The organism is Pontibacter sp. BAB1700 (genome assembly GCF_000277005.1).
GTDB classification, from domain to species: domain Bacteria; phylum Bacteroidota; class Bacteroidia; order Cytophagales; family Hymenobacteraceae; genus Pontibacter; species Pontibacter lucknowensis.
The window spans coordinates 1-24,012 of record NZ_AKIS01000102.1 but is presented as its reverse complement, the minus strand read 5'-3'; the positions used below and the strand labels follow the sequence as shown (position 1 = coordinate 24,012).

The window sequence follows — 24,012 nt, the reverse complement described above, 5'->3', positions numbered from 1 at the left end:
ATAATATGAAAAAGATATTTGCATTCCTCATGCTCGCCTTGGTATTCGTCGGCTGTACGGATGAATGGGAAGAGGATTTGAGAGACCCGAAAAACCCTACTGCGGTACCTGCACCGATGCTTTTTTCTAATGCGCAGCGTAACCTGGTAGACCAAATGGTAACCCCTAACGTGAACTCCGGCATCTTCAGGCTGATATCACAGCACTGGGCTAACACTACATATCCAGAGGAAAGCCGGTATGACTTAGTAAGCCGTAACATTCCTCAGAACTTCTGGTTCACTTTGTATCGTGATGTGCTGATGGACTTCAGAGAGGCTTCTATCGTGATCAATAAAGATCAGGCGCTGAATGCTGCTGTGAAGGCTAACCAACTGGCTATAATCGAGGTAATGGAAGTGTACACCTGGTCTGTGCTGGTAAATACGTTCGGTGACATCCCTTATTCTGAGGCGTTGAACCGTGACATTATCTACCCTAGCTATGACGATGATGCCGCTATCTACGAAGACCTGTTTGCCAGACTGGATGCTGCCATCGCAACTCTGAATCAGAATTCAGGTGCTGCCAGCTTTGGTGGCGCTGACCTGATCTACGGTGGCAACGTAGCCCGTTGGATCATGTATGCCAACTCGCTTAAGCTGAAGCTAGGTATGACGGTAGCCGATGTAAATCCGAGCCGTGCCCAGCAGGCTGCCAGCGAAGCTGCTCCAAATGTATTCAAGTCTACTGCTGATCAGGCTGTTTTCAGATACACAGCTACTACACCAAACGTAAACCCTGTGTGGACAAACCTGGTGCAGAGCGGTCGTAACGACTTTGTGCCTTCTGCTACACTGATCAACAGAATGAATGAGCTGAATGACCCACGTCGTGCCGCTTACTTCACACAGCTTAATGGCGCCTATGTAGGAGGTATCTATGGTAACAACAACACCTATGCTAACTTCTCGAAAGTAAATCCTGCCATTACAGCTCCTGACCGTCCTGCTATCGTGTTGGGTTATGACGAAGTAGAGTTCTACTTAGCTGAGGCTGCTGCCCGTGGATTTATCTCAGCTGTTCCTGCAGACCATTTCAGAAGAGCTATCACAGCCTCTATGGAGATCTGGGGAATAACTGATGCGGCTGCCTTAACAAGTTATTTCGCTCAGCCTGATGTAGCTGCCGGTTTAGCCGCACTTGCTGCTCCTGGTAGTGGTGGAACACTTACAGATGCTCAGCGCAGAGCACTTGGCGTACAGAAGTGGATTGCCCTTTATGAGCGTCCGTTCCATGCCTGGACAGAGTTCCGCAGATTGGACTATCCACAACTGCAAGCGCCAGATCCGCAGTACAGACCAGCTTACAACGTAGTGCCGGTGCGTTATCCTTATCCGCCGACCGAGCGTACGCTGAACCCTGATGCTGTGAATGCTGCTGCAACCGCGATAGGTGGTGACGAAGCCACAACCCGTATTTTCTGGGATGTGAGACCAGCTGGACAATAAAAAGTATTATAATCTTGAAGAAGTTTAATTAACTAGGTAGTAGTCTTCTTCATTTGAAAAAGGCCTTCGGTTTCCGGGGGCCTTTTCTGCTTTTATTTTAATTCATGTTTGCACACAATTTTATGATGGAATTTGTAAATTGCTTTTGACCCTTCGACTCACCAAAACAAACTTCCATGCACAGGTTTGCCATCTCGCTAACACTGCTTCTGATAATTTGCCTGCTTTGTTCCGGCTCTGCCATAGGGCAGGAAAGGCATTATGAACTTTCCGGTACAGTAACCAGCCAATCAGGAGAGACACTGCCAGGAGCCTATATTCTGATTAATCCTGGCAACAGAACGATTAGTGCAGACGACAGAGGGCGGTTCAGCGTTAGCCTGCCAGCAGGTGAATATACTTTGCAGTACCAATACCTGGGTATGGAGCAGGGGGTACAGCAGGTAGACTTAAGACGCAATATGAACCTGCGCTTGCAGATGAAGGTGAAGGCAACCGGACTACGGCAGGTGGAGATTATTGCCAGACCTTCGACGGATGTAAACTCGACCAACATGGGCAGTACATACATGGATGTGAAGCTGCTCACAAAAATGCCTGCACTGCTAGGCGAAGTGGATGTGATTCGTTCCGTCTCCAGCCTGCCTGGCGTGGTGAATGCGGGGGAGGGAACCGGTGGCTTTTATGTGCGCGGCGGCAGTGCCGACCAGAACCTGGTGCTGCTCGATGATGTGCCCGTGTTTAACTCTGCCCACCTGTTCGGCTTCTTCTCGGTCTACAACCCCGATATACTCAAAAGCTATACCTTGCACCGGAGCGGAATTTCTGCAAAATACGGCGGACGCATCTCCTCCATACTTGATGTCAAGCTGGAAGAAGGGAATACAGAGCGCATGCGCTTTAAAGCAGGTATATCTCCTGTGTCTGCCAAGTTCAGCATGGAAGGACCTGTTACGCAGAAGCTCTCTATCGTGATAGCCGGCCGGGCTGCTTACCCGACCTATCTGCTCAAGATGTTCAACAGCGACAACATCAAAAACAGCTCTGCCGACTTTTACGATGTGAATGTAAAGGCAAAGTATAGAGTAAACGAAAATAACAGCCTGACCCTCTCCACTTATTACAGTGCCGATAACTTTAAATTCCCTTATGATACTACTTACAACTGGACCAACGCATTGGGGAGCCTGAAGTGGGACCATCAGTTTAACTCTAACCTGAGCAGTACTGTCACGCTTGCTAAAAGTGTTTATGACAATAATGTAGAAGGTATAGCCATAGGCGAAGAGTTTAACCTGAACTCAGGTATAGACTTTGAGCAGGCAAAGGTTGACTTCTGGTACACTGGAGTTAACAACAATACAATGGAATTTGGGGGTGGTGTATCCAATTACACCATAGAGCCAGGAAAGCTGGAGCCTTACGGTACTTCCAGCCTGAATCCCAGAATCCTTCAGCGAGACAATGGCGTGGAGTACCATGCCTACGTGAACGATGAAATACGGCTCAGTCCTAAGCTGTCGGTTTCGCTGGGTGTGAGGTATTCTAACTTCTCTAAAATAGGACCTACCGATGTATACCTGTACGAAAACGGAAGACCCCGAAGCGAAACCTCCATCACAGACACACTGGTATATGAAGATGGGAAAAAGGTGCAGACTTATCAAGGCTTTGAGCCACGGGCCGCCATCAAGTATTCCCTGAACGAACAAAGCTCTATTAAAGCCAGTTACAGCCGGAGCAGGCAATACATACAGCTAGTTTCCAATACAGCCGCCATTACGCCGGTAGATGTCTGGAAGCTCTCGAACAGATACCTCAGACCTCAGGTTGCTGACCAGTGGTCGGTAGGGTATTTCCGCGTAGAGCAGGACAACTCCTACGAATTCAGCTGGGAGGTATACTATAAACTCCTCCATAACCAGCTGGACTACAAAGACGGAGCCGTGCTCGTGCTAAACCCCGCCCTGGAGGCAGACCTGCTGCATGGAGATGGGGTAGCCTATGGCTCTGAGTGGATGGTCAAGAAAAATAAAGGGCGCCTGAATGGTTGGCTGAGCCTGACTTATTCCAGAGCGCTCAGAAAGATTGCCGGAGATACGCCCCAGGAGACGATCAATAACGGAGACTGGTACCCGGCTGACTACGACAGGCCTCTCAACCTGAACCTGTTTGCCAACTACCAGCTGTGGCCAAAGTGGACGTTCTCCTCTAACTTTACCTATACCTCCGGAAGACCGATGGCTTCGTCCGATTCCTGGTACAGATACTATGGGCATATATTCGCCAACTACACGGGACGCAACCAGGCCAGGATGCCAGATTACCATCGCCTGGATGTAGCGCTCAATTATGACTTCAATCAAGGTAAGAAAGTAGAGTATACCGGCAGCATTTCGGTATACAACCTCTATAGCCGGCGCAATGCTTACTCTGCCTTTTTCAGGCACTACTACGGCAGTCCTGTGCAGGGGTATAAACTGGCTGTTATCGGGGTTCCTATACCTTCTGTCAATCTGAATGTTAAGTTTTAGGAGCGTATGCTGAAGCGGATATTTCCTTTGTTGCTCTTGCTGACTTTTGGTTGCATCGACCACTCAACATGGGAAAGATGAAGCAGCAGAAGCACCTGGCGGTAGAGGGCAGCTTTACTAACATGCCGGAGCTGAACTACGTGCGACTGAGTTATGCACAGCCTTATGACTACCCATATAACGAATTTATAACCGATGCAGAGGTATATGTGACAAGCAGTGAGGGCGAACGCTACAATTTTGTTTACGGCGGCGACGGCGGCGACTTTTACGCTAATACAGCCGGCAGCTACTTTCCTGAGTTTCCGCTGGATGCAGCCGCGCAGATAGGCCATACCTATACGCTGCATGTGGTGGCAAATAGCAGAACCTATCAGTCCACTCCCGCTACTGTAAAGGCCCCGATTCCTATAGACTCCGTGCATTTTGAGGTGGACGAGCAGGTGTTCTCTTTTAAGGGTTACCAAGAGCGGAAAAAATGGCCTGGCTACCGGGTGCTTGTAAACTACCAGGACCCTGAGCATGAAAAAAACTTCCTGCGCTGGACATTTGCCAGCCAATACGAAGTGTCGACACAGCCGGAAGAATATATTAGCCCTTCCTCCGGATTGCCTGCACCCAAAAGCTGCTGCTCCCGCTGCTTTCTCAGCGAAAAGCTTGACCGCTTCAGGGTGGTGAATGACCGACTGGTGAACGGGAAAAAGGTAATTAACCAGGAGGTGCTGTTTTTGCCATTTGAGCGCTATCTGGGCGTAAAGCACAAGCTCAAGGTATACCAGCACTCCCTGACCGAAGAGGCTTATAATTTTTTCCGGATCATGGAGCAGCAGAAGGAGGCGAAAGGCACGGTTTTCGATCCGCCTCCTGCTGAAGTGAAAGGTAACATGTTCAACCCAAACGATGCAGAGGAGCAGGTGATCGGTTTTTTTGATGCCTCTGCTGTTGCTACAAGAGAGGTGGTGATCCTACGTAAGGACATCGATTACCCTGTAGCTCCTTTCAGGTGGCCCGATGACTGCAGGGAGATCCCAGGTGCCAGCAAAGAGATACCTGCTGATTGGTTAAAATAATAAAACAAAGCACACAGTCAGTCAAAAAAGAACATATGCTGAGAAAGATTTTCCCTGTTTTATTCCTGCTGTTAGCCGCTTGCATTGACCCCATTGACTTTAAGCACGATGATCAGCAGGAGCACCTGGTGGTAGAAAGCAGCTTTACGAACATGGCGGGCATCAATTATGTGCGGCTTACTTATGCGCTGCCTTACAATTACCCATACAATAAATTTGAGGAGAATGCTTCGGTAGTAGTGACTAGCCAGGAGGGCGAGCAGTTTTACTTCAGCTATGACCAGGCCGGTTATTACTATCCGATAGGTGTTGAGAACACCTTCGGTATACCTGGTCATACCTATACCTTGCAAATAAATGTAGGAGATAATTCCTACCGGTCAGAGGCGATCACACTGCAGGAGCCTGTACCAATAAGCCAGGTGCATTTCGCCATAAACGAGCGGAGTTTTGCCCTGCAGGGAGACAGGGAAAGAAAAAGGCACATGGGCTACCAGGTACTGATGGACTTTCAGGACCCGGGCCAGGTGAGAAATTACTACCGCTGGTCCTTTGCCCGGCAGTATGAGGTCCTCACCCAACCCTGGGACTTCCTGAACGACATGGGAGACCCCGCGCCAAAAGACTGCTGCGCCCGCTGCTGGATTCAGGAAAAAGAAGAGACCTTTACCGTGTCGGACGACCGCCTGACTAATGGACGGCAGGTGATCAACAAAGAAGTATTGTTCATTCCTTTTGAGAAATACCTGCAAACCAGGTATAAGATGAAGGTATACCAGCATGCCATCACTGCCGATGCCTATGAGTTTTACCGCATCATGGGGCAGCAGAAGGAGAGCACCGGCACCGTGTTTGACCCACCGCCGGCAGAGATCAAGGGGAATATGCGCAGTACAAGTGATCCGGGTGAGCAGGTATTGGGCTTTTTTGATGTGTCGGGTGTTGTGATGCAGGAAGTGGACATTAGAGCTGACGACATCCCATACCCGGTCGGTATCTTCATACATCCTGACGATTGCCGCGAGTTGCCGGGTGCGACTAATGTGCAGCCGGTGGGCTGGTAAAGGCCTACTTATAAATCAAAAACACAGCGGGCTGCTTGTGTATATCCGGCAGCTTACCCTTCCACTCGGCGACGGTTTTGGTCTGGATAAGCTCATGCTCAGGGGAGGTGATGTTGGCCGCAATGCAGAGGCGTGTGCCGCCGCTGAGCGTCTGCACAAGGTCCTCGAGCAGCTTGTTGTTGCGGTAAGGCGTCTCCATGAAGATCTGCGTCTGGTCGCGTTGCAGCATCTCCTTCTCCAGGTTGCGCAGCGCCTGCAGTCGTGGCCCCTTCTCAATGGGCAGGTAGCCATGGAAGGCGAAGCGTTGTCCGTTGAAGCCACTGGCCATCAGGCTGAGCAGGATTGCCGATGGTCCTGCAAAGGGCACCACCCGTATACCTTTCTGATGCGCATACTTCGCCACCTCGGCCCCGGGTCTGCTATACCTGGGCAGCCTGCTTCTGAAATAATGCCCGCATCCATACCTTGCTCCAGCAGCGGCTTCAAAGAAGCCTGTACCTGTGCTGGGGTGGCATCCTTATCAACCTGTACAAAGTTGAGTTGCTCGATCACCAGCTCCGGGCAAATGCTCTTGACAAAGCGACGGGCGGTACGGAGGTTCTCCACGATGAAGTAGTTCAGTCTGCGTACTGTATCTTTCACCTGCGGCGATATCACCTGGTCGGCTGTGTCGTCTGCGAGTATCGTCGGGATCAGGTATAGTGTGCCGGTCTTCTTCATGAGGCAAAGGTAAGGTTAATTGTTGTATTGCTGAGCTGTTGGGAGCTGCACTTGGTGCTAACTTATACCTGAATAGCAAAGCCGCAGTAGTAGGCTGCGGCTTTGCTATCAATCCTGAAAATCCTAATGCTTAGTTCGTATCCAGAAATTTTGTTACTAAATCATATACTTCATCCGGTGCTTCGGCGTGCACCCAGTGGCCGGCATTCGGGATGGTCTCCACTTCCACGAGCGTGAATAAGTGCTCAATGCTGCCATATATATCCTCTGGCAGAATGTAACGTGAACGCCCACCTTTGATGAAAAGCGTGTTTTTCTTGAAAGGTGTATCCGATGTGATAGGAGCCGCTATCTTCTCGTAATTTTTCTCGATGGCGTCGAGGTTCATGCGCCAGCCAAAGGTATTGTCCTCTTTGCGATAGAGGTTCTTCATCAGGAACAGGCGCACCTCTTCCTGCGATATCGTTTTAGCCAGCTGCTTGTCCACATCGCCACGGCTGGTTACGTTGTTAATATCTACAGACTGTAGCGCATCGATGATCTCGTCGTGGTGCGGCGGGTAAGCCTTCGGTGCGATATCCACTACGATCAGCTTGGTAAGGCGGGTTGGGTATTTCAGCGCATAGTTCATCGCCACTTTACCACCCATGGAGTGTCCCATAATGGCCGGAGTAGGTATTTGGAGGTCGTCTACGAGGCGCAGCACGTCTTCGGCCATAGCGTCGTAGTCGTGCTGTTCACTGTGTGGGGAACGGCCGTGGTTACGCAGGTCTACCATAAACACGTTGTAGTGCTCAGCCAGTCGCTTGGCAAGGGTTGCCCAGTTATCCAATGTGCCAAACAGCCCGTGCAGAATCAGCAGCGGCTGCCCATGGCCCATTTCCTTGTAGTGTAGTTTCATTTTTCTCAGTTATCAGTCAATGTCAGTTTTTAGCTTACGGTAGAAGGAACGAATAGATTATGATACCACCCGAATCAGCTTCTCTTCGCTGCCGCGCTCTTTCAGCATACCGAGCGGCTGAAGTTGCAGTCCGTACTTCTCAAACACCTGCAGCACTTCTTTGCGTCCACCTGGGGCTACAGCAACTAATAGTCCTCCGCTGGTTTGTGGGTCGCAGAGCAGGTGTTTCTGGTCTGGGGTGAGTTCGGCTATTTTGTGACCGTAGCTGTCGAAGTTGCGGTGCGTGCCACCAGGTATAGCTTTCTGGGCTAAGTAATCCAAGGCCTCCGCTATAACGGGTACCTTGTCGAAGTACACTTCAGCTGTCAAGTTACTGCCTTCACACATTTCGGAGAGGTGACCCAGCAGACCAAACCCGGTTACATCGGTCATGGCTTTTACCTGCGGCAGTTGTCCCAGGTCAGCGCCGATCTTGTTGAGCTGCATCATCTGCTGCGGTGCCAGGTGCGCGTGCTCTGGCTTGAGGATGGCTTTCTTTTGAGCAGTGGTCAAAATGCCTACCCCGAGCGGCTTGGTCAGGTATAGCTCACAACCGGCAGTGGCGGTATCGTTTCGCTTCAGGTTCGGGATGTCGAGCATGCCGGTCACAGCCAGGCCAAAGATTGGCTCGGGGCTGTCGATGCTGTGACCGCCTGCCAACGGTATACCTGCTTCGTGGCAGATGCTGCGGCTACCTTCGATCACACGCTTGGCTACCTCTGGGGCCAGTTTGTCAATTGGCCAGCCCAGTACGGCAATAGCCATCGTAGGTATACCGCCCATGGCGTATACATCCGAAATGGCGTTAGCAGAGGCGATACGGCCAAAGTCGTAGGCATCATCCACGATCGGCATGAAAAAGTCGGTGGTGCTGATGACGGCGCGACCATTACCGATGTCGTACACGGCGGCATCGTCGCGGGAACTGTTCCCAACCAGTAGCTTGTCGTTTTCGGGGTAGTGAATGTTGGTGTGCAGGATCTTATCAAGCACTTTTGGGGATATTTTGCAGCCGCAGCCAGCACCGTGGCTGTACTGGGTAAGCTTTATGTCTTGTATGCTAGTTTCTTCCATGGTATTAGATCAGCTGATGCTGTTTTGCAAATTTAATCAGGTGCTGGGCGTTCTCTTCCGGGTTCAAAGTTTCCAAAGGCAGTCGCAGCACCTCCTGCTTTTTGGCTAGTTCGTAGGTATAGGCCTTGTCGTAATAGGTGAGGGCGATGTCAACCATTTTCTCCATGTCGCCAGCCGAGATGGCTTCAATTGCCTCTTTCGTGGCCATCCCTCCCAGGCGTTTTTTTATTCTGAGAATGGCCGACTCCAACAAGGCTGGATCAGTGCGGCAGTACTCTTCGGCCAGCTTTTGTATACGCAGCGGTTTGGGTACTTCGAGCACAATGGTAGGCGAAGCTTGCATACGGTCGAAGAACAGCTTGGGCATCTGTACCTTGCCGATGCTGATGCTCTCGTCTTCCAGCCATAGCGGTTGCTGTTCATCCAGCTCAAGCATGGTCATCCCCAGCAGGTTCTCAAAGTGCTCAGTACTAGGCTGAGGCGCCATGCCGATGCTCCCAAAAGAAGATCCTTTGTGACTTGCCAGCCCTTCAAGGTCAATGACCTGTTGACCCTGCTGTTGCAGGTAGGGGAGCAGGTCGGTTTTGCCGCTACCGGTGTTGCCGCTGATAATAAGCAATGGCCGCTCCCGCTCAAACTGCCCGTGCATGTAATGGCGGTAAGCCTTGTAGCCGCCCTGCAGCAGGTATACCTTGAATCCGGCAAAGTCGAGGAGCCAGGCCATGGCCCCGCTGCGCATACCACCACGCCAGCAGTGCACGAGTAGCTCTCTGGTTGGCGCCAGTTTCTCTGCCTCCCGCACAAACTTTGACATCTTGGGGCCGAATAGGTCGAGCCCGATCAGCACAGCCGGGTCATGCCCCTGTTGTTTGTAGGCTGTGCCTACTTTAGTCCGCTCTTCATCCGAGAAAATAGGGAAGCTCAATGCCTGCGGTATACGTCCGATCGCATACTCTTTTGGGGCGCGGGCATCCAGCACGGGCAACTGCTTCGCTTTCTGCAGAAAGTCTTCTATGGTGATGCTGTTGATCACGGCTACTTGAGTTGACGCAGGTATAGCTGGATGGTGTTCTCCAGCCCGAAGTATAGCGCGTCACAGATGAGTGCATGCCCGATGCTTACTTCCAACAGGCCAGGCAGTGTGTCCTTCAGGTACTTCAGGTTGTCAAGGTCAAGGTCGTGGCCGGCATTGAGGCCAATGCCGAAATCCTGCGCTCTCCGGGCTGCTACCAGGTATGACCGTATCGCTTCTTCAGGGCTGGTCGGGTACCCTTTGGCATAGGCTTCCGTGTATAACTCAACCCGATCAGTGCCTACCAGGGAGGCGCCTTCGATCATGCGTACATCCGGGTCCACGAAAATAGAAGTGCGTATACCTAGCTCCTTCAGCTCACCGATCACATCTGTCAGGAAGTCCTTGTGCGTGAGTGTATCCCAACCGGCGTTGGAAGTGATAGCGTCAGGTGCATCCGGCACGAGTGTCGCCTGTGCAGGGCGCACGTCTTTTACCAGTTTTAGAAAATCAGGAGTCGGGTTGCCTTCAATGTTAAACTCGGTGGTTACGACTTCTTTCAGATCATACACGTCGCGGTAGCGGATATGGCGCTCGTCGGGACGTGGGTGCACGGTGATGCCTTCGGCTCCGAACCGCTCGCAGTCTTTAGCGACCTGCACTACGTTTGGTCTGTCGCCGCCGCGGGCGTTCCGCAGTGTGGCTATTTTGTTTATATTTACACTGAGTTTGGTCATGGTATGTGTTTTATAGCCCGCAGGCTGGTGGTACGTATGCTTACGGAAAGACTAAATTAATGGAAATTTGCTTAAGATGATAACCTATGGCTTTGGCCGTAGTAGTGTATAAAGTATAGGCAGGAGGTGTGTCACTTACTGTAAACAATCAATCAACAATAAAACTATGAGTTTAAAACAACGCATTGAAGCCGATATCAAGCAGGCGATGTTGGCCAAAGACAAAGCCCGCCTACAGGCACTCCGCAGCATCAAATCCCAGATCCTGCTGGCTGAAACCGAAAAGGGTGGTACCGATGGTCTAAGTGAGGATACTGAGCTGAAACTGCTCACCAAAGCCGCCAAGCAACGCCGCGAGTCAGCTGAGGTATACGCCCAGCAGCAGCGCCCCGACCTGGAGCAAGTTGAGCTGGCAGAGCTCGCCGTAATAGAAGAGTATATGCCAAAGCAGCTGGATGAGGGTGACTTGCGCATTCGCCTGCTGGACATCATACAGCGAGTAGGCGCAACCGGCCCGTCTGACCTTGGCAAAGTGATGGGCGTCGCCTCCCGCGAACTCGCCGGGCAGGCTGACGGTCGCGCAATTTCGAAAGCGGTAGGTGATTTGCTTAACAACACCGATTTCTAGCATTTGGATTTTTTGCGGCTTGCACACTAGTGAGACTGCTGCAATTACATTATATTTGAAGGCAGGGGCGACAAGTGTTCGCTTCTGCCTTTAATTTTTTTATCCCGTGAGTACCTTCGATATTTTTCTGGCTATACCAATTCTGTTCGGCGCCTTCATGGGCTTCCGCAAAGGTCTTTTGCTCGAACTGATTTCGCTTTTTGCGCTTGTACTGGGCATTCTGCTTGGCCTCAAACTGCTTGATTCCGGCCTGCCCATCATGAAAGAGTACATTGGCGACGCTGGTGGCTTGCTGCCTTTCGTTACCTTCCTGGTCATCTTTGTGGCTATTATTCTGGGGGTGCGGGTGTTGGGTATCCTGCTCAAAAAAGTGATCGACTTTACTCCCTTTGGTTTGTTTGACAACATTCTGGGCGGATTGCTCGGAGCTCTCAAATGGACATTGGCCCTGAGCCTGTTGCTCTATGTTTCGGAGATGGCAGGTATAGCCATTACGCCAGAAACTGCTGCCAGCTCAATGGTATACCCATTCGTAGTCAAAACGACTCCTTATGCGCTTAGCGTCATGAGCTACGTGCTGCCATTTGTAAAGTCACTGCTGCTTTCGCTGAAGAACCATTTTTAGGCGGCATGCTTCTGTTGCTCGATAATTTTGACTCGTTTACCTACAACCTGGTTGACTACTTCGGGCAGCTAGGGGTGGAGATGCATGTGCTGCGCAATGATGTGAAATTGGAGGAGGTGCAGGGGCTCCCGATTGAGGGCATTGTGCTTTCACCCGGGCCGGGGGAGCCGCAGAAGGCAGGTGTAATGATGGACGTAATCCGGCATTACCATGACAAAGTGCCCATGCTGGGCATCTGTCTGGGGCATCAGGCGCTGGGTGAGTTTTTGGGAGCGCAGCTAGACAAAGGTATAAAGCCAATGCACGGCAAAATCTCGGAGATCAGCTGCGAGGATGATCCGCTGTTCGCTGGTCTGCCCTCCAAGATGCCCGTTGTACGCTACCATTCACTTGTTTTGAAGCATTGGCCTGACAGTATTGTGCCGCTTGCGTATACAGCCGAAGGGGAACTGATGGCCTTCAGGCACAGTACACTGCCGCTGCATGCGCTGCAGTTTCATCCGGAGGCCGCCCTCACGACTTATGGCCTCGATATGCTGCGAAATTGGCTTGATATTGCTAATATTGCAGGTCGGTAGCAGCCGGATTTTTTACAACACATTACTTTTACGAATTTCAGGAATGGATCTACAGATCAAACACGAAGGCGAATTTCAGTACATTGACGAAGGAGAAGGAGAAGTGCTACTATTGCTGCACGGCTTGTTCGGAGCCCTTAGCAACTGGAACGGCGTAGTGGACCATTTTTCTAAAAATTACCGTGTGGTTATTCCGCTGATGCTATCTATGAAATGGCGCTTCATAAAGCGGGTGTGCCCGGGCTGGTTTCTTTCATCGAGGATTTTGTTAAATTTAAGAACCTGAGCGACCTCACACTGCTGGGCAACTCACTAGGCGGGCACGTGGCACTGGTCTATACCTTGAAAAACCCCAATAAGGTAAAACGTCTGGTGCTGACCGGAAGCTCTGGCCTGTTCGAGGACTCCATGGGCGGATCGTTTCCGAAGCGCGGCAACTACGAGTATGTAAAAGAGCGTGTGGAGTACACCTTCTACAGCCCGGAGACAGCTACGAAAGAGCTTGTAGACGAAGTGTTCGATATTACCAACAGCAATGCCAAGTGCTTGCGCATAATCGCTATCGCCAAGTCGGCGCAGCGGCATAATATGGCAAAGGATATCACAAACATAAAGGTGCCTACGTTGTTGATATGGGGATTGAATGATACGATCACCCCACCGCTTGTTGCGCACGAGTTCAACAGGTTGATGCCGGGCTCGCAGCTTTACTTCATAGACAAGTGCGGACATGCTCCCATGATGGAACATCCGGAGCGGTTTAACAGTATCTTAGATAAATTTTTGGCCAAAACAGAAGCAAGGGAAACAGCCACATGATCGCAGAAGAACTCATCAACCAAATGATACCGCCGCTTAAGCTTTACGACACCGTCGACAAAGCCTTGCGATGGATGGATGAGTTCCGCGTAAACGAACTGCCCGTGTCCCGCAACCGCAAGTACATGGGCTCGCCACTGAAACCAATCTGATCGAACTCCCTGACCGCAGCCAGACACTGGAGCAGATTAAACTTGAGTACCAGGATGTGTTTGTGATGCACCACCAGCATTTCTATGATGTGATGGAGGCCGCTATCAAAAACAAGATTCAGGTGGTGCCTGTGCTTGACGAAGAGCAGGACTATATGGGCATTATCACCATCAACGATACCCTGGCCGCTTTTGGACAGATGTCGGCCTTACAGGGCCAGGGTAGTATACTGGTGCTTACTATGCAAGAGCGAGACTATTCCCTTGGACAGATCAGCCGCCTGATAGAGGAGGAGAATGTCAAGATACTGAGCGCCTATGTATCGCCAGACGAAGTAGATCCTTACAATATCAAGCTCACGCTTAAACTCAATACAACCGATCTCACGCGCATTATCGCCACACTCGAGCGATTCGAATACCGGGTGACGGCGCAATTCCAGGACGGATCCAAATATGACGTTGGTCGTGACCGCCTGGATATGCTGTTCAAGTACCTGGACATATAGCCCTGTCCCAGTCCGTGATCATTCGCACTTTCCTGCTGCTGTGTTTTAATTTGCTTGGCTATACCTTAGCGGCGCAGCCTGCATGACCGAATATGTTGTGATCGACAGTGTCGGCTTTGAAGGCAACGAGATCAGTAAAGGCCGCATGCTCCTCTTCGAACTTAATATCGCTACTGGCGATACGCTAGCTACAGCTGAGTTGGAAGGCAAGCTGGAGGAAAATCGCAGAAGACTGTTTAACCTGCGTCTGTTTCATGAAGTAGGCTATACCTATACCTGTCTAGAAGGGCGGGTGTCTGTGACCTATACCATGCAGGAGCGCTGGTACCTGTACCCGATTCCTATCTTCGACCTGGCTGATCGTAACTTCAACGCCTGGCTTGAGCGCCGCGACTGGGGACGTGTCGACTATGGAATCAACCTGATCAGGCGCAATTTCAGAGGACGGAATGAAGAGGTGCGTGTCAGATTGCAGCAAGGTTTCAACAAGCGGCTGGAGTTTATCTACCGGGTGCCTTATGTCAGCCGTGCGCATAAGCTGGGTATGGACTTTGGGGTAGCCGACTACCGGAGCCGTGCCATTGATTACCGCACACTGAATAACCGGCAGCGGTTTTTTGTGCAGGAGAGCGGCGTGCCAATTCAGCGCACCCTGCTCACGACTGGCCTTACACACCGGCAGAGCGTACAGCGGCAGGAAGGGATACGACTAACATATGTGAAGGAGCAAGTGGCTGATACTGTACTAGCGCTTAATCCGGTGTACTACAGTGATGGAGGTCATGACCGGCAGTATCTGCGAGTGGAGCTGTCGAAAGTGGTGAACCTGCGCAATTCCTTTATTTACCCGCTCACCGGTAGTTATTTTGAAGCTATAGCCGCGCAGACGTTTTTTTTGAACGGAAACGGAACGCCTATCACAACTCTGCGTGCAAAGTATGTGGATTATCGCCATTTATCAGGTAAATATTATTATTTTGTGGGTGGTGAAGCGCAAACCCGGTTGTCACGCCGCTATGCTTACGCTGATAATGTGGCGCTCGGCTTTCGGTCGCTGGTGCGGGGATATGAACTGCAGGTGGTTGGCGGGCAGCACTTCGGCTTGTTTAAGCAGGGACTGACCCGGGAGCTCTTTCAGCACGAGGGGGTGCACCTGAAGTTTATTCGGAGTCCTAAGTTCAACAAGGTGCCATTGACCCTGTATGCCAACGTCTTCACTGACGCCGGTTACGTAGCCGACGATGTATTTGATAAAGGCAACCCGCTGGCCAACCGGCTGCTGGCAGGAGCGGGGGCGGGACTGCACCTGGTCACCTTTTATGACTTTGTGTTTCGGGCGGAGTATACCCTGAATCGCGAAGGCAATGGCGGCCTATACTTTAGTGGCCGCTTCCCCTTTTAACGAAAAGAAGATATATGAAGATAGCTATACTGGGAAAACCCTTTGACGAAGAGTACGGTCCGTTTATTCAGAATCTTTTTGACGAACTGCAGCGCCGTAAAGCCGACATTCTGGTGGTGGAGCATTTCAGTCTGTTTCTGCAGAACCGTATCAATTTGCCGGAAGGTATACCTACTTTCACCCGTGGCGATAGCTGGAAGGAGTAGACTTTGTGCTGAGCCTTGGTGGCGACGGCACTCTGCTGGACACCGTTACCTATGTGGGGGCGCTCCAGATTCCAATCCTGGGTATCAACACGGGGCGACTCGGCTTTCTGGCCACCATTGCCCACGACAGCATCAACCTGGCACTGGATGCCCTTTTTAAAGGACACTATACCTTCGATGACCGGGCACTTATCCGGGTAGATTCCGACCTGGAAATCTTTGATGGAATCAACTTTGGGCTTAATGAATTCAGTTTGCTAAAGCGTGATTCCTCGTCCATGATAGCTGTACATGCGTATATAGATGGTGAGTATCTGAACACTTACTGGGCCGATGGGCTGGTAGTGGCCACCCCGACCGGATCGACGGGCTATTCGCTTAGCTGTGGCGGTCCGTTGGTATTACCACAGACCAACAATTTCGTTATATCACCCGTATGCCCTCACAACCTGAATGTGCGGCCTATGATCGTGTCAGACCGGAGCGTGATCTCATTTGAAGTAGAAGGGCGCAGCAGCACATACCTGGCCTCGCTCGACTCAAGGTCCGTTCCAGTAGACATGTCAGTTCAGATAGCGGTGCGACGAGAGAATTTTGTGGCACGACTTGTCAAACTGCATCACGTAAACTTCCTGACTACCTTGCGTGGCAAGTTAAACTGGGGTCTTGATAAAAGAACAAATATTTTTAGGTAAATTATATTCAATATTTAATATACATATTTTTATACCAGAAAATTATTTCTATTTTTGTCACAATGGTTTAATTTGGATGAATTATAAGCCTGCGGAAATACGCTTAAAAAGAAATTGGTTCGCTATGAAGAGATTTACTACGCTGTTTTTATTACTTACTGTTGTGCTTACTACTGTGGCCATAGAGGCTGAAGCACAGCGCTTTACTAAGCGAAAGGAGTACTCCACAGTGGGTATCCAGCTGGGTGCTTCTAACTACTTCGGCGACCTGGTGCCTCAGCCAAACTTTACGAGTATGCGCATTAAGTCTACTCGTCCGAGTGTGGGGATCAATTATACGCACCGTCACTTCCCGCGTATTTCTTCGCGTGTGGCTTTCAACTGGAACCGCATTGCGGGTGATGATGCCCTGGCAGCCGGACCTGATGAAGGGGAGAACCTAGGCCGATACAGACGTAACCTGTCTTTCCGCAACGATATTAAAGAATTGAGTGCTGTAGCGATCATTGACCTTTTCGAAAACCGTAACTATTACCGCCGCCGTCCGGACTTCGTGCCTTATGGTTTTATCGGTGTAGCAGTAATGCACCACAACCCGAAAGCGTATTATGAAAACGGCTCTCATCCAGGTTTGTCAGCTGATCAGGATATTCCTTCTGGCTGGTATGCCTTGCAGCCACTTGGTACAGAAGGTCAGTTCGTAGATCATCCGGGCACTGTTAGCGACCCTTACAGCCGCGTACAGATCGCCATTCCTTTTGGACTTGGTGTACGATACAAGCTGGACCGCAACTGGGACTTTAGCTTCGAGGTAGGCTGGAGAGCCACCTTTACAGACTACCTGGACGACGTTAGTACAGCTCACGTAGATAAAAACGTACTGCTAAGTGAGGGCAACCGCGTAGACAACCGTAATGCCTCTGTAATCTTCTCTGACAGAAGCGCTGAGTCAGGCTTCACAAATGACCTGATTACAGAGCCGAATGGTTTCAGTCGTCTGCGTCCATATGGTACAAGCAATAACCGTACACGGGGTAACAGCTCTGACAATGATTGGTACATCCAAACAAGCTTAGGCCTGAACTATATCTTGAATCCACGTGTAAGAAGACCTAAATTCAGATAATATAACGGAGTATAGTGCGTTGTTTTCCTAAACTCCGTAAAAAATACATGATTTTGAATACATTCAGACAGACGCTCCTTATTTGTGTACTACTGCAAATTGGGAGCGTCTTTTTATGCAATACTGCTAAGGCTCAGCTGCAGCAGATCAAGCCTGTGACTACCAGTGAGATTGGTGCCGGTATAGGCGGAGCTAATTATGTTGGTGAGATATCACCCAATTACCGCTTTCTGAATAACCAGCCTGCCATGACGATCTTCTATCGTCATGATATTTCAGCGCCCATCACGCTTAAGGCCGCCTTTATGGGTAGCCATCGCATCTTTAACAACAAGGCATTCAAAGATGAGTCGCAAAACCTGCCTCACCACGATTGGCGTGACACGGAGTTGAAACTAAGTATGCTGGAGTTTTCGCTAGGTATAGAATACAATTTTCTCGATTACTACGAAGATGTTCGTAAGCCGCACCGCGTATCGCCTTATTTCTTCGTAGGAGCCGCACTGCTAAATTTCAACCATCAGCTTACCCGCCAGGGCGATGTGATGGAACCTTTCGATAACAAATTTGCTGTTACCATTCCTTTTGGAGTAGGGGTGAAATATGCGCTAAGCAAGCATTGGAATCTGGGTCTGGAGTTTGGCCCTCGGTTTATGTTTACAGATAACCTGGACTATCTGCAAGAGAGTGGATCTGGATTGTTAGCCACAGATCTGGGGGCAAGCAGCTCAAAGGCGTATGCTAACCCCTTCGATAAAGATATGTACTTCTATAACGGTATAAGCCTTTCCTACACACTATATCGACTCAACTGCCCCCCTGTTTACAAACGCAAAGCCGGAATACTAGATTAACCCGCTAAAATTTCATTAAATTATCTTGCTTTTTGTAACTTGCAAGGAAATTGTGGTTTAATGAATTTAAGGGAACAAGTAGATTTAGACAATTTGCCAAGACACATTGCCGTTATCATGGACGGGAATGGACGATGGGCAAAGAAACGTGGCGGCCTGCGAATTTTCGGTCATCAGAGTGCTATCACGGCTGTTCGTGAAACGGTAGAGGCCGCAGCGGAGATGGGAGTCGAATATCTAACCCTGTACGCCTTTTCTACCGAAAACTGGTCGAGGCCGGCAACAGAGGTTTCCGCATTGATGCAACTACTAGTCTCTACTATCAGAAAAGAGACCGCGACTCTGAATAAGAACAATATCCGGCTGCAGACAATAGGAAATACAGAAAGCCTGCCCAAAGCCTGTCAGAAAGAATTGCTTGAAGCAATCGAGATAACAAAGGATAACAGCCGCATGACCCTGGTACTGGCCCTGAGCTACAGCGGTCGCTGGGACATTGCACAAGCCATGCAACGAATTGCCGTTGAAGTGGGTCATGGTACTATAGCACCAACTGATATAAGTGAGGCCACTGTTGCGCGGTATCTCTCTACGGCGGGTATACCTGATCCTGAATTACTGATTCGTACAAGTGGGGAGCAGCGTATCAGCAATTTTCTGCTTTGGCAACTGGCCTATACAGAGCTCTACATTACAGAGCTACTCTGGCCTGATTTCCGCAAAGAGCACCTCTACGAAGCTATATGTGCCTTCCAGAGAAGAGAACGCCGCTTTGGCAAGACAAGTGAACAACTAACAAAGTGAACATATTAATGACAAGATGCATCTGGGTGCTTGTGTTTCTGCTAATGACAGGCACAGCTTCTTCACAAGTTCTGAATAATCAAGCACAGAGCAATACGATTGACTACGGTCAGCCCCAACAGTACCGCATTGGGGGCATTGAGTTTACAGGAATTAAATTCCTGGATCCTACTGCACTTACTGGTATTACGGGTCTTAAGATTGGCGATGAGATCACAGTACCAGGTGAAGACATAAGCCGTGCTATTCAAAAATTGTGGGACCAGGGCCTCTTAGGTGATGTAGACGTATACGTAACCCGCATCGAAGGCAACCAGATCTTCCTGAACTTCGACCTGAAAGAACGCCCGCGTCTGTCCCGCTTTGAGTTCAATGGTATCAACAAATCGCAACAGGATGCCCTTCGGGAGAAGATCAACCTGATCAGAGGGAAGGTGGTAACAGATGCTGTGCTCAATCAAACACGTAACATTATCCGCAAGTACTACGCTGAAAAGAGTTTCCTCAACGCCAAGATCAACATTGTGCAGCGACCTGACTCCCTGCTGCCAAACAGTGTCGTGCTGAACATCAACATTGACAGAGGTGATAAAGTAAAAATCTCTGAGATCATTTTTGAAGGCAACGAAGCATTTGCCGACAAAAAATTGCGCCGCCAGCTGAAGAAGACAAAAGAAAAACGCTTCTATAAAATATTTACTTCGTCCAAATTCCAGCGCTCAGAGTACGAGAACGACAAGCAGCTCCTGCTGGACTTCTACAATTCAGAGGGCTATCGTGATGCGATCATCGTGTCAGACACAGTATACAATACCAGTGAAGATCGTTTAGGTATCCGGATCACCCTTGATGAAGGTAACCGCTACTACTACCGCAATATTACCTGGAATGGAAACTACCTGTACGAGGATGATTACCTGACCCGCGTACTCGGTATAAACAAGGGAGATGTGTACAACAAGCAGGAACTTGATAAGCGCCTGAACTATAACCCTGCAGGTATAGACGTTTCTGCGCTTTACCAAAATGACGGCTATCTGTTCTTCAACATTGATCCGGTGGAGGTGACTGTGGAAGGTGACTCTATCGACATTGAGATGCGTGTGTCAGAAGGTCCGCAGGCAACGATCAGCAAAGTGACGGTGACGGGCAATACCAAGACTAGTGACCATGTGGTGCTTCGTGAGATCCGTACCTTGCCTGGTCAGAAGTACAGCCGCGAAGATTTGATCCGCTCCCGAAACGAATTGGCAAACCTAGGTTACTTTGATCCGGAAACGATCGGACTGAACCCAATGCCGAATCCGGAAGAAGGAACTGTAGATATTAACTATACCGTATCAGAGCGTCCGAATGACCAGATCAGCCTTTCAGGAGGTTGGGGTGGCCCGATTGGCGCGGTAGGTACAGTAGGCCTTACCCTGAACAACTTCTCAACCCGCAAGCTGTTTAAGTTGTCTGAGTGGCGACCGCTTCCAAGTGGTGACGGTCAGCGCCTGAACCTGAACGTGCAGGCCAACGGCCGCTACTACCAGTCCTACTCCTTCTCCTTTACAGAGCCGTGGTTAGGTGGTCGTAAGCGAAACTCACTTACAGCAAGTGTATTCAAGACCATCCGCCGCGACCCAAGAGCCGATGTGGATAGTCGACTGAATGTAGATGGCGCAGCGCTAGCTGGGCCGTGACCTCTGAATTGGCCAGACAACTTCTTCCAGTTGAGTCACTCTTTGAGCTATAACCGCTATACCCTGAAAAACTTCAACCTGTTTGGTGGTTTCAACAATGGTGTATCGAACAGTATATCGTTGAACAACACCCTGGCACGTGTAAGTATAGATAACCCAACATTCCCTCGCAGAGGTTCTAACATTTCTCTTAGTGTGAACCTAACGCCACCTTATTCGCTGTTTTCTGAGAAGCGCAATAACTTTGAGTATGTTGAATTCAATAAATGGATGCTCGATGCATCGTTCTTCATGAATTTGGCAGGAAATTTGGTGTTGAACACACGAGCCCACTTTGGCTTCCTGAACAACTACAACTCGAAGACAAGTATTGGTCCTTTTGAGCGTTTTAGATTAGGAGGTAACGGCTTAGGTGGTGCCAATATCTTTGTAGGAACTGATTACATTGGTCTGCGTGGTTATGATGACGAGTCTGTAATCAATAACCCGGATCCAACCTTGATCAACACAGGTGGTGTTGCTTACAATAAGTTTGTAATGGAGGCTAGGTATCTGATCTCTCCTAACCCGGCTGCTACGATCTATGGTCTGACATTCCTGGAAGCAGGTAACAGCTTTGGATCTTATGACCGCTACAATCCATTTAAGCTGTATCGCTCTGGTGGTGTGGGTGTGCGTATCTTCATGGCAGCCTTCGGTCTGTTAGGGTTTGACTACGGCTGGAGATTTGATGATGTGCCAGGACGTCCGGAAATGAAGCGTGGTCAATTCCACTTCATGATCGGGCAGCAGATACGATAATGAATTAGTATGAAAAAGTTTTTGTTCATCTTTTTAGCCGGGTTTTTCCTATCGACTGTTTCACAGGCGCAGAAGTTTGGCTATATTGATTCTAACTTCATTCTGAGCAAGATGCCGGCATACGCCAAAGCACAGGTGGAACTGGACAAGCAGAGTGCAGCCTGGCAGAAGGAAATCGAAGGGATGTATCAGGCGGTTGAGAAGATGAAGGAAGACTATAAGGCCGAAGAGGTGCTTCTGACAGAGGAAATGAAGAAGAAGCGCCAGGCTGAGATATCCCGCAAAGAAAATGAAGTGCGGGAGTATCAGCGCAAAGTATTCGGCTTTGAAGGCATGATGTTTAAGCGGCGTCAGGATCTGATCAGACCAATTCAGGACGAAGTCTTCACGGCAGTTGAGAAAGTCGCAAAGGCAAGAGGCCTACAGACGGTGTTTGATAAGTCAGGAGATCTGATCATGATCTATACTAACCCGGTGCATGATTATACAGAGTATGTGCTGGAAGAACTGGGACTTGCTACCGATAAGCAGAATGTGCCAGGCAAGCAGCCGACAGATGCACTGGTAGATGATCCAAACAGTTTACCTGAAACAGGTATAGAAAACGAGGAGAATCAGACGCAGCAGACTAAGCAAAAGACGCCTCCAACAAAAAAGAAGTCAAACAACTAAACAAGAATAACAAATTAACCATCCAATCATGAACAAAATCAAATTTTTAGTAGTAGCGTTTTTCTTTATCAGCTTTGCATCTTTTGCGCAGACAAACGAGCAGGCAACTAAGATAGGTTATGCTAACGTGGAAGAGATTCTGAGCAAGATGCCGGAAAGAACAGCCATGCAGAAAGAGTTGGAAACTTACGGCCAGAAACTACAGGAGCAGTTTGCAACTAAGGAGACTGAGTATAACAACAAACTGCAGGCTTATCAGAAAGGCGCCTCCACTATGGACAAAGTAGTGCGCGAAGACAAAGAGCGTGAACTGGTGAACCTGGAGCAGTCAATCCAGAAGTTCCAGTACGATGCCCAGATGTCTATTCGTGAGAAAGAGCAGTCACTGATTCAGCCTGTACTTGTAAAGATCGAGAATGCCATCAAAGAAGTAGCGAAGGAAAACGGTTACCTCTATATCCTGAGTGAGCAGGCTATTTTGGAAGGTCCTGACAGTGGCAACATCAACAACCTGGTGTTCAAGAAACTGGGCGTGGATCCTAACAAGCAGCCAGCTGCGGCTCAGCAGGCACAGCCACAGCAGCAGCCAGCTGCCGCTAAGCCTGCAACTACAACGCCAGCCAAAAAGAAAAAATAAGTAATACTCCTTTGTGAGTTCAGGAAAGCCGATGTTCTATACTTCGGCTTTCTTTTTGTTTATACCTAAAGCCAGTACCGTGATTGACTTTGAAGAAGAAGAGCAGGACAGTATAGAGGATTCGGACGAATTATATGAGCACCACCGCATTGTGGTGGATAAAGGCCAGGCGCTGCTGCGCATCGATAAGTTCCTGATGGATCGGCTGCCTAATGTGACCCGTAATAAGTTGCAGGGCGCTATACGCTCCGAATCAGTGCAGGTGAACCAAAAGCCTGTAAAGGTAAGCTATAAGGTAAAGCCGCTGGATGTGATCACGATCACATTGGCTACACCTCCTCGTGATACCGAGATCATCCCAGAGGATATCCCTATCAACATCATGTATGAAGATGAGGAGCTGCTCATCATTAACAAGGAGCCAGGAATGGTGGTACATCCAGGCTTTAATAACTGGTCAGGAACGCTGGTGAATGCGCTTACCTATCACCTGCAGCAACTACCGACTACCCGCAACGGAGAGGGTCGCCCTGGTCTTGTGCATCGCATCGATAAAGACACCTCGGGCTTGCTTGTCATTGCCAAGACTGAGTATAGTATGGCTTTTCTGGCAAAGCAGTTTTTTAAGCACACCATTGAGCGTACTTACTATGCATTGGTATGGGGTGTGCCAAAGCAGGATGAAGGCACTATAGTAGGTCATGTTGGACGTAGTGCGAAAGATAGAAGGGTAATGACCGTATACCCGAACGGGGAGTTTGGAAAGCATGCAGTAACCCATTATAAGGTACTACAAAAGTATAAGTATGTGTCGCTGGTGCAGTGCAACCTGGAGACAGGTCGGACACACCAGATAAGAGCGCATATGAAGTACCTGGGCCACCCTTTGTTCTCTGATGCTACCTACGGAGGGGATAAGATATTACAGGGCATGCCAACGGGCTCTTATAAGACATTCGTTGAGAACGCTTTTAAATTAATGCCCCGACAGGCGCTGCATGCCAAGTCACTAGGCTTCATTCATCCGACTACAAAGGAATTTATACAATTCAATTCTGAATTGCCTGATGACTTTCAGGCCGCACTTGAAAAGTGGTCACTTTACGAAAATCAGTAAGAACTAAGAATAACCTTTTTTGCCTAGGTATAGGCATACAAAAAGCCCGCTCCATCAGGAG

22 protein-coding genes and 3 pseudogenes are annotated in these 24,012 nt (G+C 49.6%); 20 read left to right on the top strand and 5 right to left on the bottom strand.

All coding sequences use genetic code 11. From position 1 onward, the window contains the following. The first annotated feature begins 5 nt into the window (after positions 1-5). The 4 genes from O71_RS12405 (at position 6) to O71_RS12390 (ending at position 6,158) form a co-directional block, all read left to right on the top strand. Positions 6-1,490, top strand: a complete 1,485-nt coding sequence (locus O71_RS12405; RefSeq protein ID WP_040574244.1) for a SusD/RagB family nutrient-binding outer membrane lipoprotein — start codon at positions 6-8, stop codon at positions 1,488-1,490. Between the two features lie 176 nt (positions 1,491-1,666). Continuing rightward, positions 1,667-4,024 carry a TonB-dependent receptor domain-containing protein gene (locus O71_RS12400; protein WP_007657267.1) on the top strand — a complete coding sequence of 786 codons (2,358 nt, stop codon included), beginning with the start codon at positions 1,667-1,669 and terminating at the stop codon, positions 4,022-4,024. Positions 4,025-4,092: 68 nt separating this feature from the next. Continuing rightward, positions 4,093-5,094, top strand: a complete 1,002-nt coding sequence (locus O71_RS12395) for a DUF4249 domain-containing protein (protein ID WP_237717837.1) — start codon at positions 4,093-4,095, stop codon at positions 5,092-5,094. Between the two features lie 35 nt (positions 5,095-5,129). Next, on the top strand, positions 5,130-6,158 hold the full coding sequence (locus O71_RS12390; protein WP_007657265.1) for a DUF4249 domain-containing protein: 1,029 nt from the start codon (positions 5,130-5,132) through the stop codon (positions 6,156-6,158). Between the two features lie 4 nt (positions 6,159-6,162). Here O71_RS12390 and O71_RS12385 read toward each other — a convergent pair. From O71_RS12385 to O71_RS12365, 5 genes and pseudogenes are all read right to left on the bottom strand, one after another. Then, positions 6,163-6,878, bottom strand: a pseudogene (locus O71_RS12385) (SAM-dependent methyltransferase). A gap of 130 nt (positions 6,879-7,008) precedes the next feature. Beyond that, positions 7,009-7,779 (bottom strand): alpha/beta fold hydrolase, encoded by a 771-nt coding sequence (locus O71_RS12380; protein WP_040574238.1) that lies wholly within the window; start codon positions 7,777-7,779, stop codon positions 7,009-7,011. A gap of 57 nt (positions 7,780-7,836) precedes the next feature. After that, positions 7,837-8,892, bottom strand: a complete 1,056-nt coding sequence (gene selD, locus O71_RS12375) for a selenide, water dikinase SelD (protein ID WP_007657261.1) — start codon at positions 8,890-8,892, stop codon at positions 7,837-7,839. Between the two features lie 4 nt (positions 8,893-8,896). Further along, complete coding sequence (gene mnmH / locus O71_RS12370) at positions 8,897-9,925, bottom strand: tRNA 2-selenouridine(34) synthase MnmH (RefSeq protein ID WP_007657260.1); 1,029 nt, start codon at positions 9,923-9,925, stop codon at positions 8,897-8,899. A 2-nt stretch (positions 9,926-9,927) separates the two neighbouring features. Beyond that, entirely contained in the window at positions 9,928-10,641 is a 714-nt protein-coding gene (locus O71_RS12365) for a pyridoxine 5'-phosphate synthase (protein ID WP_007657259.1), read from the bottom strand. 166 nt (positions 10,642-10,807) lie between these two features. Between O71_RS12365 and O71_RS12360 the strand changes: the two genes are divergently transcribed. From O71_RS12360 to O71_RS12290, 16 genes and pseudogenes are all read left to right on the top strand, one after another. Next, the gene (locus O71_RS12360; protein ID WP_007657258.1) at positions 10,808-11,269 is read left to right on the top strand and encodes a GatB/YqeY domain-containing protein; all 462 of its coding nucleotides are present in this window, start codon (positions 10,808-10,810) and stop codon (positions 11,267-11,269) included. 106 nt (positions 11,270-11,375) lie between these two features. Next, positions 11,376-11,894, top strand: a complete 519-nt coding sequence (locus tag O71_RS12355; protein WP_007657257.1) for a CvpA family protein — start codon at positions 11,376-11,378, stop codon at positions 11,892-11,894. A gap of 5 nt (positions 11,895-11,899) precedes the next feature. After that, the gene (locus O71_RS12350) at positions 11,900-12,472 is read left to right on the top strand and encodes an aminodeoxychorismate/anthranilate synthase component II (protein ID WP_007657256.1); all 573 of its coding nucleotides are present in this window, start codon (positions 11,900-11,902) and stop codon (positions 12,470-12,472) included. A 43-nt stretch (positions 12,473-12,515) separates the two neighbouring features. Continuing rightward, a pseudogene (locus tag O71_RS12345) lies at positions 12,516-13,291 on the top strand (alpha/beta fold hydrolase). After that, positions 13,288-13,443, top strand: a complete 156-nt coding sequence (locus tag O71_RS25675) for a hypothetical protein (RefSeq protein ID WP_237717836.1) — start codon at positions 13,288-13,290, stop codon at positions 13,441-13,443. The pseudogene O71_RS12345 and the gene O71_RS25675 overlap by 4 nt, the downstream one beginning before the upstream one ends. Before the next feature lie 62 nt (positions 13,444-13,505). Further along, a complete protein-coding gene (locus tag O71_RS12340) occupies positions 13,506-13,952 on the top strand; it encodes a hypothetical protein (protein WP_237717835.1) in 447 nt (148 codons plus the stop codon). Between the two features lie 82 nt (positions 13,953-14,034). Next, positions 14,035-15,354: a hypothetical protein gene (locus O71_RS12335; RefSeq protein ID WP_007657255.1), complete on the top strand. Its 1,320-nt coding sequence runs from the start codon at positions 14,035-14,037 to the stop codon at positions 15,352-15,354. A gap of 14 nt (positions 15,355-15,368) precedes the next feature. Continuing rightward, positions 15,369-16,255: pseudogene (locus tag O71_RS12325) on the top strand (NAD kinase). Between the two features lie 124 nt (positions 16,256-16,379). Continuing rightward, on the top strand, positions 16,380-17,381 hold the full coding sequence (locus tag O71_RS12320; RefSeq protein WP_007657250.1) for a DUF6089 family protein: 1,002 nt from the start codon (positions 16,380-16,382) through the stop codon (positions 17,379-17,381). Positions 17,382-17,536: 155 nt separating this feature from the next. Beyond that, positions 17,537-18,235: a DUF6089 family protein gene (locus tag O71_RS12315; RefSeq protein ID WP_237717834.1), complete on the top strand. Its 699-nt coding sequence runs from the start codon at positions 17,537-17,539 to the stop codon at positions 18,233-18,235. Between the two features lie 60 nt (positions 18,236-18,295). Continuing rightward, the gene (locus tag O71_RS12310) at positions 18,296-19,039 is read left to right on the top strand and encodes an isoprenyl transferase (RefSeq protein WP_007657239.1); all 744 of its coding nucleotides are present in this window, start codon (positions 18,296-18,298) and stop codon (positions 19,037-19,039) included. Between the two features lie 8 nt (positions 19,040-19,047). Next, entirely contained in the window at positions 19,048-20,724 is a 1,677-nt protein-coding gene (gene bamA, locus O71_RS12305; protein WP_369750917.1) for an outer membrane protein assembly factor BamA, read from the top strand. Positions 20,725-20,754: 30 nt separating this feature from the next. After that, positions 20,755-21,525: a hypothetical protein gene (locus O71_RS27290; protein WP_369750916.1), complete on the top strand. Its 771-nt coding sequence runs from the start codon at positions 20,755-20,757 to the stop codon at positions 21,523-21,525. Between the two features lie 9 nt (positions 21,526-21,534). Further along, a complete protein-coding gene (locus tag O71_RS12300; protein WP_007657238.1) occupies positions 21,535-22,197 on the top strand; it encodes an OmpH family outer membrane protein in 663 nt (220 codons plus the stop codon). Positions 22,198-22,225: 28 nt separating this feature from the next. After that, positions 22,226-22,834: an OmpH family outer membrane protein gene (locus tag O71_RS12295; protein WP_007657235.1), complete on the top strand. Its 609-nt coding sequence runs from the start codon at positions 22,226-22,228 to the stop codon at positions 22,832-22,834. Between the two features lie 31 nt (positions 22,835-22,865). Continuing rightward, a complete protein-coding gene (locus tag O71_RS12290) occupies positions 22,866-23,951 on the top strand; it encodes an RluA family pseudouridine synthase (RefSeq protein ID WP_007657233.1) in 1,086 nt (361 codons plus the stop codon). Positions 23,952-24,012: the final 61 nt, after the last annotated feature.

Excerpts from the sequence above, each read along its gene's own strand:
- O71_RS12405 (WP_040574244.1), top strand. The coding sequence starts at position 6 with ATGAAAAAGATATTTGCATTCCTCATGCTCGCCTTGGTATTCGTCGGC.
- O71_RS12400 (WP_007657267.1), top strand. The coding sequence starts at position 1,667 with ATGCACAGGTTTGCCATCTCGCTAACACTGCTTCTGATAATTTGCCTG.
- O71_RS12395 (WP_237717837.1), top strand. The coding sequence starts at position 4,093 with ATGGGAAAGATGAAGCAGCAGAAGCACCTGGCGGTAGAGGGCAGCTTT.
- O71_RS12390 (WP_007657265.1), top strand. The coding sequence starts at position 5,130 with ATGCTGAGAAAGATTTTCCCTGTTTTATTCCTGCTGTTAGCCGCTTGC.
- O71_RS12380 (WP_040574238.1), bottom strand. The coding sequence starts at position 7,779 with ATGAAACTACACTACAAGGAAATGGGCCATGGGCAGCCGCTGCTGATT.
- selD (WP_007657261.1), bottom strand. The coding sequence starts at position 8,892 with ATGGAAGAAACTAGCATACAAGACATAAAGCTTACCCAGTACAGCCAC.
- O71_RS12365 (WP_007657259.1), bottom strand. The coding sequence starts at position 10,641 with ATGACCAAACTCAGTGTAAATATAAACAAAATAGCCACACTGCGGAAC.
- O71_RS12360 (WP_007657258.1), top strand. The coding sequence starts at position 10,808 with ATGAGTTTAAAACAACGCATTGAAGCCGATATCAAGCAGGCGATGTTG.
- O71_RS12350 (WP_007657256.1), top strand. The coding sequence starts at position 11,900 with ATGCTTCTGTTGCTCGATAATTTTGACTCGTTTACCTACAACCTGGTT.
- O71_RS25675 (WP_237717836.1), top strand. The coding sequence starts at position 13,288 with ATGATCGCAGAAGAACTCATCAACCAAATGATACCGCCGCTTAAGCTT.
- O71_RS12335 (WP_007657255.1), top strand. The coding sequence starts at position 14,035 with ATGACCGAATATGTTGTGATCGACAGTGTCGGCTTTGAAGGCAACGAG.
- O71_RS12320 (WP_007657250.1), top strand. The coding sequence starts at position 16,380 with ATGAAGAGATTTACTACGCTGTTTTTATTACTTACTGTTGTGCTTACT.
- O71_RS12310 (WP_007657239.1), top strand. The coding sequence starts at position 18,296 with ATGAATTTAAGGGAACAAGTAGATTTAGACAATTTGCCAAGACACATT.
- bamA (WP_369750917.1), top strand. The coding sequence starts at position 19,048 with ATGACAAGATGCATCTGGGTGCTTGTGTTTCTGCTAATGACAGGCACA.
- O71_RS12300 (WP_007657238.1), top strand. The coding sequence starts at position 21,535 with ATGAAAAAGTTTTTGTTCATCTTTTTAGCCGGGTTTTTCCTATCGACT.
- O71_RS12295 (WP_007657235.1), top strand. The coding sequence starts at position 22,226 with ATGAACAAAATCAAATTTTTAGTAGTAGCGTTTTTCTTTATCAGCTTT.
- O71_RS12290 (WP_007657233.1), top strand. The coding sequence starts at position 22,866 with ATGTTCTATACTTCGGCTTTCTTTTTGTTTATACCTAAAGCCAGTACC.